Source organism: Streptosporangium sp. NPDC002607 (assembly GCF_053592655.1).
On sequence record NZ_JBSFWD010000084.1, the window covers coordinates 21007 to 27381 of the forward strand.

At 69.4% G+C, this 6375-nt stretch carries 5 protein-coding genes; 4 read left to right on the forward strand and 1 reads right to left on the reverse strand.

Going from position 1 to position 6375, the window contains the following annotated elements:
- Position 1 precedes the first annotated feature (1 nt).
- On the reverse strand, positions 2 to 823 hold the full coding sequence (locus tag ACWD3H_RS44665; protein WP_451959347.1) for a patatin-like phospholipase family protein: 822 nt from the start codon (positions 821 to 823) through the stop codon (positions 2 to 4).
- Positions 824 to 957: 134 nt separating this feature from the next.
- On the opposite strand from ACWD3H_RS44665, the gene soxR reads away from it, so the two are divergent.
- The 4 genes from soxR (at position 958) to ACWD3H_RS44685 (ending at position 6188) form a co-directional block, all read left to right on the forward strand.
- A complete protein-coding gene (soxR, locus tag ACWD3H_RS44670) occupies positions 958 to 1434 on the forward strand; it encodes a redox-sensitive transcriptional activator SoxR (RefSeq protein ID WP_451959348.1) in 477 nt (158 codons plus the stop codon).
- 233 nt (positions 1435 to 1667) lie between these two features.
- Positions 1668 to 4604 carry a cellulose binding domain-containing protein gene (locus tag ACWD3H_RS44675; RefSeq protein WP_451959349.1) on the forward strand — a complete coding sequence of 979 codons (2937 nt, stop codon included), beginning with the start codon at positions 1668 to 1670 and terminating at the stop codon, positions 4602 to 4604.
- Between the two features lie 462 nt (positions 4605 to 5066).
- Entirely contained in the window at positions 5067 to 5594 is a 528-nt protein-coding gene (locus tag ACWD3H_RS44680; protein WP_355555420.1) for a TIGR02611 family protein, read from the forward strand.
- Between the two features lie 219 nt (positions 5595 to 5813).
- Complete coding sequence (locus ACWD3H_RS44685) at positions 5814 to 6188, forward strand: hypothetical protein (protein ID WP_355555418.1); 375 nt, start codon at positions 5814 to 5816, stop codon at positions 6186 to 6188.
- Positions 6189 to 6375: the final 187 nt, after the last annotated feature.

Genomic DNA, 6375 nt, shown 5'->3' on the forward strand with positions numbered 1-6375 from the left:
CTCAGTCCTGCCAGGCCCTGGCCACGCTCTCCGCGGCGGCGGGCGCCTGGGCGAGGCCGGCCTGGAAGGCGGGGCGCCACAGGGCCGGGTCGAGGACGTTGGCGCCGAACACGGCGACCGAGGCCTCGTCGGGGACGATGTGCGCGACCGCCGCGTCCCTCAGTTCGGCCAGCTCGGCCTCGAAGCGCGCCCTCGGTGAGACGTGCGCCAGCGGTTCCAGGATGACCACGGCCGAGCTGCCCGCCGCCAGGTCGGCGTTGGTCGCCGAGCGCACCCCGCCGTCCATGTAGCGGCGCCCGCCGATCTCCACCGGCGGGAACACGCAGGGGACCGCGCAGCTGGAGGCGACCGCCGACACCAGCGGCACCCCCGAGTCGCGTTCCCAGACCACGAACTCGCCGGTCGCCGCGTCGACCGCGGTGATCAGCAGGCGGCGCTCCGGCCACTCCTTGACGGGCAGCCGGTCGCCGATCGTCTCGATCCTGGCGCCGGTGTCCCGCACGGCCAGGGCCAGCTCGCCGACCCTGCGCCGGGCCTCCCGCGGTTCCAGGGACGGGTCGTACAGCACGCCGAAGGCGGCCATGACCGCCTCCATGTCCACCGCGGAGACGGTCGCGGTCTCGGTGTCGGCCTGGACGCCGACCGAGCTCTCCAGGTCGACCTCGGTGGCGATCAGCGTCCCGACCACCGAGCCGGCCGAGGTGCCGACCACCAGGTCGGCCGCTCCCAGCTCCAGTCCCGCCTTGCGAAGACCCGTGACGATCCCCGCCTCCCAGGCGATGCCCGCCACGCCTCCGCCACCCAGCACCAGTGTTCTCGTCATGCGGCCTATTCTTACCCGAACATCCCTCTGCGGCCGAGGGGGAGACACCTCGAGGCTCCGGGCCGGGTGAGCTCTCGTGAACGGCGTGCCACCCGACAACCTCAATGTAAGTTGAGGTCAAGGTAGACTGCCGCATGCCCAACAATCCGGAGATAACCGTCGGCCAGCTCTCCTCGCGCAGCGGGGTCGCCGTCTCGGCCCTGCACTTCTACGAGTCCAAGGGCCTGATCCGCAGCCGCCGCACTGCGGGCAACCAGCGCCGCTTCTCCCGTGACACGCTGCGCAGGATCGCCTTCATCCGGGTCTCCCAGCGGGTCGGGATCCCGCTTCGGACGATCCAGGAGGCGCTGTCCGCGCTCCCCGACGAGCGGACCCCCACCAGGGAGGACTGGGCGAGGCTCTCGGGGATATGGCAGGACGAGCTCGACGACCGCATCAGGCAGCTCGAACGTCTCCGGCACGGGCTGACCGAGTGCATAGCCTGCGGCTGCCTCTCGCTGGACCGCTGTGCGCTGGCCAACCCCGACGACGTGGCCGCGGCGAGAGGGCCGGGTTCGCGGCTGATGATCGCTTCCCGCCGGGAGTGCGCCACCGACTGTGATCCGGAGTAGGTCCCGGAAGGCGCCACGTGCGGGACACCCGCGTACGCCGCGCCCTCCCCGCGCGGCACGCTGCGGTCGGGCACCGATTTGTTAGTTGTCTGTTCAAACTATTGACGGCGCGGGGTCCGGCATGTGAACCTCTGGGCGTTCATGCACGCGCATCATGGGCGGTCGAAGGTCAGGGTCCCGTCACCTGATCGTGCATGGCGGTTTGTCCGTTGCATTGCGAAGGGAAGCCGTACATGCGAAGAAGGCTGTTCAGCATGCTCACCGCCGCCGCGGTGGCGTGCGCGTCGGTCGGTGTGGCCGTCGCGGGCGGGGTCGCTCCGGCGTCCGCGTCCGGGACCGCTGCTGCCGCCGCCGAGACGTACACCTGGAAGAACGTCAGGATCGACGGTGGCGGGTTCGTGCCGGGGATCGTGTTCAACCAGAAGGAGAAGAACCTGATCTACGCCCGCACCGACATCGGCGGCGCCTACCGCTGGGAGCAGGCGAGCAAGACCTGGACTCCGCTGCTCGACTGGGTGGGCTGGGACAAGTGGGGCTACAACGGCGTGGTCAGCCTGGCCACCGACCCGGTGGAGACCAACCGGGTCTACGTCGCCGCCGGGATGTACACCAACAGCTGGGATCCCAACAACGGCGCCATCCTGCGCTCCGCCGACAAGGGCGCGACCTGGCAGGCCACGGCGCTGCCGTTCAAGCTCGGCGGCAACATGCCCGGCCGGGGCATGGGGGAGCGGCTGGCCGTCGACCCCAACAGGAACAGCATCGTCTACCTCGGCGCGCCCGACGGCAACGGCCTGTGGCGCAGCACCGACAAGGGCGTGACCTGGGCCAAGGTCGCCTCCTTCCCCAACGCGGGCAACTACGCCGCCGATCCCTCCGACCCCAACGGCTACCTCAGCCACCGTCCCGGCGTGGTCTGGGTGACCTTCGACCCGTCCTCGGCGACCGCGGGCAACACCACGCAGAAGATCTACGTCGGCGTCGCGGACAAGGCGAACACCGTCTACAGCTCCGCTGACGGCGGGACCACCTGGACCAGGGTGGCCGGCCAGCCCACCGGCTACATCGCGCACAAGGGCGTGCTCGACCACGTCAACCACACGCTCTACATCGCCACCAGCGACACCGGCGGCCCGTACGACGGCGCCAAGGGTGACGTGTGGAAGCTCAACACGACCACCGGTGCCTGGACCCAGATCAGCCCGGTCCCCTCCAGTTCGGCCGACGACTACTTCGGCTACAGCGGCCTCACCATCGACCGGCAGAACCCCGGCACGATCATGGTCGCCACCCAGATCTCCTGGTGGCCGGACGTCATCTTCTTCCGCTCCACCGACTCCGGGGCGACCTGGACCCGGGTCTGGGACTTCACCTCCTACCCGAACCGTAGCTTCCGCTACACGATGGACGTCTCCTCCTCGCCGTGGCTCACCTTCGGGGCCAACCCGCAGCCGCCGGAGACGACGCCCAAGCTCGGCTGGATGACCGAATCACTGGAGATCGACCCGTTCGACGGCAACCGCATGATGTACGGCACCGGCGCCACGCTCTACGGCACCGAGGACCTGAAGAAGTGGGACACCGGCGGCCAGTTCACCATCAAGCCGATGGTGAAGGGACTTGAGGAGACCGCGGTCCTCGACCTGATCAGCCCGCCCTCGGGAGCTCCGCTGGTCAGCGGTCTCGGCGACATCGGCGGCTTCCGCCACACCAACCTCGACGCCGTACCGCCCATGATGTTCACCTCGCCCAACTTCACCTCGACGACCAGCCTCGACTACGCCGAGACCAACCCGTCGATCATGGTTCGCGCGGGCAACTTCACCGACTCCGACCGGCCGAACGACAGCCACGCCGCGTTCTCCACCGACGGCGGCGCCAACTGGTTCCAGGGCACCGAGCCGAGCGGGATCAACGAGGGCGGCACGATCGCGGCCGCGGCCAACGGGTCCAGGTTCGTCTGGGCGCCCAAGGACGTGGGCGTGCACTACTCGGTCGGCTACGGCAACTCGTGGACCGCCTCCACCGGGCTCCCGACCAATGCCGTGGTCGAGTCCGACCGGGTGAACTCCAACAGGTTCTACGGCTTCAGTGCCGGAAAGTTCTACGCCAGCACCAACGGCGGCGCCTCCTTCGCGGCCACCGCCGCGACCGGGCTGCCCACCGAGGGCAACGTCAAGTTCAAGGCGGTACCCGGCCGCGAGGGCGACATCTGGCTGGCCGGGGGGTCGACGACCAGCTCGGGCATCTGGCACTCCACCAACGGCGGCACGTCGTTCACCAAGCTCTCCAATGTCACGAGCGCCGTCAACATCGGCTTCGGCAAGTCCGCCACCGCCTCCGGTTACCAGGCGCTGTACGCGGTCGCCACGGTCGGCGGCGTCAACGGCGTGTTCCGCTCCGACGACGCCGGCGCGAGCTGGGTCAGGATCAACGACGACCAGCACCAGTACGGCAACGCGGGCGAGGCGATCACCGGCGACCCGCGCGTCTACGGCCGCGTCTACCTCGGCACCAACGGCCGCGGCATCCTGTACGCCGACAACGGCGGGGTCGTCCCGCCGGTCGACACCGTTCCGCCGACCAAGCCGGGTACCCCGGTCGCCTCGGCGATCACCTCCTCGGGTGCGACGCTGTCCTGGACGGCTTCGACGGACGCCGTCGGGGTGAGCGGTTATGACGTCTACCGTGAGGCGGGGGCGACGGATGTCAAGGTGGGTTCGTCGGTCTCGGCGTCGTTCGCGCCGACCGGGCTGACCTCCGACACCTCGTACACCTTCTACGTGATCGCCCGGGACGCCGCGGGGAACAGCTCCACCGCCTCCGACCCGGTGACCTTCAGGACCCTCACCGGGCCGGTCGGCGGCGGCTGCACCGCGACCTACACGGTGTCCAACTCCTGGCCCGGCGGCTTCCAGGGCGAGGTGACCGTAAAGAACACCGGCACCTCGGCGACCACCGGCTGGACCGTCAAGTGGTCGTTCCCGAACGGTCAGACGATCACCCAGCTCTGGAGCGGCGTGCACACCCAGACCGGCGCCGACGTCACCGTGAAGAACGCGAGCTGGAACGGCGTCCTGGCCGCCGGAGCCGCCACGTCGTTCGGCTTCGGCGCCTCCTGGACCGGTACCAACGGCGTCCCCTCCAACGTCACCTGCACCGCCCCCTGACGGCGCTTTCCGCGCCCCCGAACGGTGCTTTCCTGACGGCCTGGTCACCCCGGAGGGGCGACCGGTAAGGGAGACCTGCCGGTGCGACCCGTCGCCGAGGCCGGGGGGTCCAGGCTGTCGGACGCACCGGCGCTTCCGGTGCCCCGTGAAGAACCACGGGGCACCGGGAGTCCGTACGGCCCCGCCCACGCCCCGAACGGGCGCGGGCGGGGCCGTCCCGCTTCCGCCGCTCCGGTGGGCGATTCACGGCGTAAGTGCTACCTGTCGTCCTATACGTTGTTCGCGGGTATATCCGGCTGAACGAGGGGGGCCGGGTATCGCGGCCGAGCCGCAGGCGGGGTCTCGCGGCCTCCGCCTGGAGAACCCCATGGCCTCAGCCTTAAGGATGATGTAAGGCGTCAACGGCGGCCGGGCCGCTCGGCAGACCCTATTGTGAAGGAAACCGATTGTCCGGGGGAGAGTATGGCGGTCTCAGACGGGGTGTGCAGCCCTCAGGACGAGACGGGGCGCCCGTCGGAAACCGGCGCCACCGACGCTCCGAACGAGATCGTTGACAGGCGGAGCGAGACCGGTGACGCCGACGTGCTGAAGGATGAGGCCGCCGAGCGGTCCGGTATCCACGGCTGGCTCGACGGGATCAGGTCCACTCGCACCGGACGTCTCACCCTGAAGATCGTCATCGGTACCATCGGCGCGGTGCTGGTCATCGGCGGTCTCATCATGGTGCCCTTCCCCGGCCCCGGCTGGCTGGTCGTCTTCGCGGGGCTGGCGGTGCTGGCCACCGAGTTCCACTGGGCACACCGGCTGCTGGAGTTCGGCAAGCGGACCCTGTCGGCCTGGACGGCCTGGCTGGGCCGCCAGGGCTGGAGCGTCAAGATCCTGGTCGTCCTCGTCGCCGCGGTGACCGCCACCGCCATCGTCTACTACGGCCTCAAGCTCAGCCTCAACCTCGACCTGATCGTCGAGGCCCAGAAGCTCCTCACCCGATAGCCCGCCTCCAACGCGAGGCGGCGCCCTCTTCGGTGACGGCAAGGGCTGCCGCTCTGAGTGGCAATGACGCGGTACGTACGGGAAGCAGAACCGTACTCCCAGGAGTTTTACCCGGACTCGGTCACCTCGTTATCATCCCTGGATGTGACTCTCCGTAGTGTCTCCACGTCCGATCCGCAGGGACGGATCGGCAGAGACGAATAAGGAGAGTGACGTTCGATGCGCGCCCTGTCCTCGATGTTGGTCCTGGCGGCCGCCGGAGCCGTCGCCCTGACCGGCACCCCCGCCCACGCCGATGATGTCAACCTGTCCGCGAGGGTGCAGCCAGGCGAGGAGGTGTTCCTCACGCCCGAGCTCGTCCCCGGGCGTCAGTACAACGGAAACGTGCTGGTCAAGCTGGACAACAACAGCGTGCCCGTCAAGGTCAAGGTCGGCAACTGCCGCGGCCGGTACATCGGGTCGGTGCCGATCGCCGCCAACGACCACGCCGCGTACGTCGCCGCCAGCGCCCCCCAGCCCGCCCAGTGCATCCGCTACCGGGTGAAGAACATGGGTGACACGACGGCCGCCATCACGGGCACCGGCTACTTCTAACCGGTATTGACTGCGACGCTGCGCGTCGCGGTGAGGCCGCTGGGATCCGGCTCTGTACTCACTGCGACGCTAACGCGTCGCGGTGAGGCCGCTCTTATCCGGCTCCTTCCCTCGTCGAGCGGGGCCGCTCGTTCCTCGCGACCCCGCTCTCCTCAGTCCAGTCGCCGGCGCGGCCTCACGGGTAGTC

What these genes read in the sequence shown, in the direction of transcription:
- ACWD3H_RS44665 (WP_451959347.1), bottom strand. Translation starts at nt 823, where the DNA reads ATGACGAGAACACTGGTGCTGGGTGGCGGAGGCGTGGCGGGCATCGCC.
- soxR (WP_451959348.1), top strand. Translation starts at nt 958, where the DNA reads ATGCCCAACAATCCGGAGATAACCGTCGGCCAGCTCTCCTCGCGCAGC.
- ACWD3H_RS44675 (WP_451959349.1), top strand. Translation starts at nt 1,668, where the DNA reads ATGCGAAGAAGGCTGTTCAGCATGCTCACCGCCGCCGCGGTGGCGTGC.
- ACWD3H_RS44680 (WP_355555420.1), top strand. Translation starts at nt 5,067, where the DNA reads ATGGCGGTCTCAGACGGGGTGTGCAGCCCTCAGGACGAGACGGGGCGC.
- ACWD3H_RS44685 (WP_355555418.1), top strand. Translation starts at nt 5,814, where the DNA reads ATGCGCGCCCTGTCCTCGATGTTGGTCCTGGCGGCCGCCGGAGCCGTC.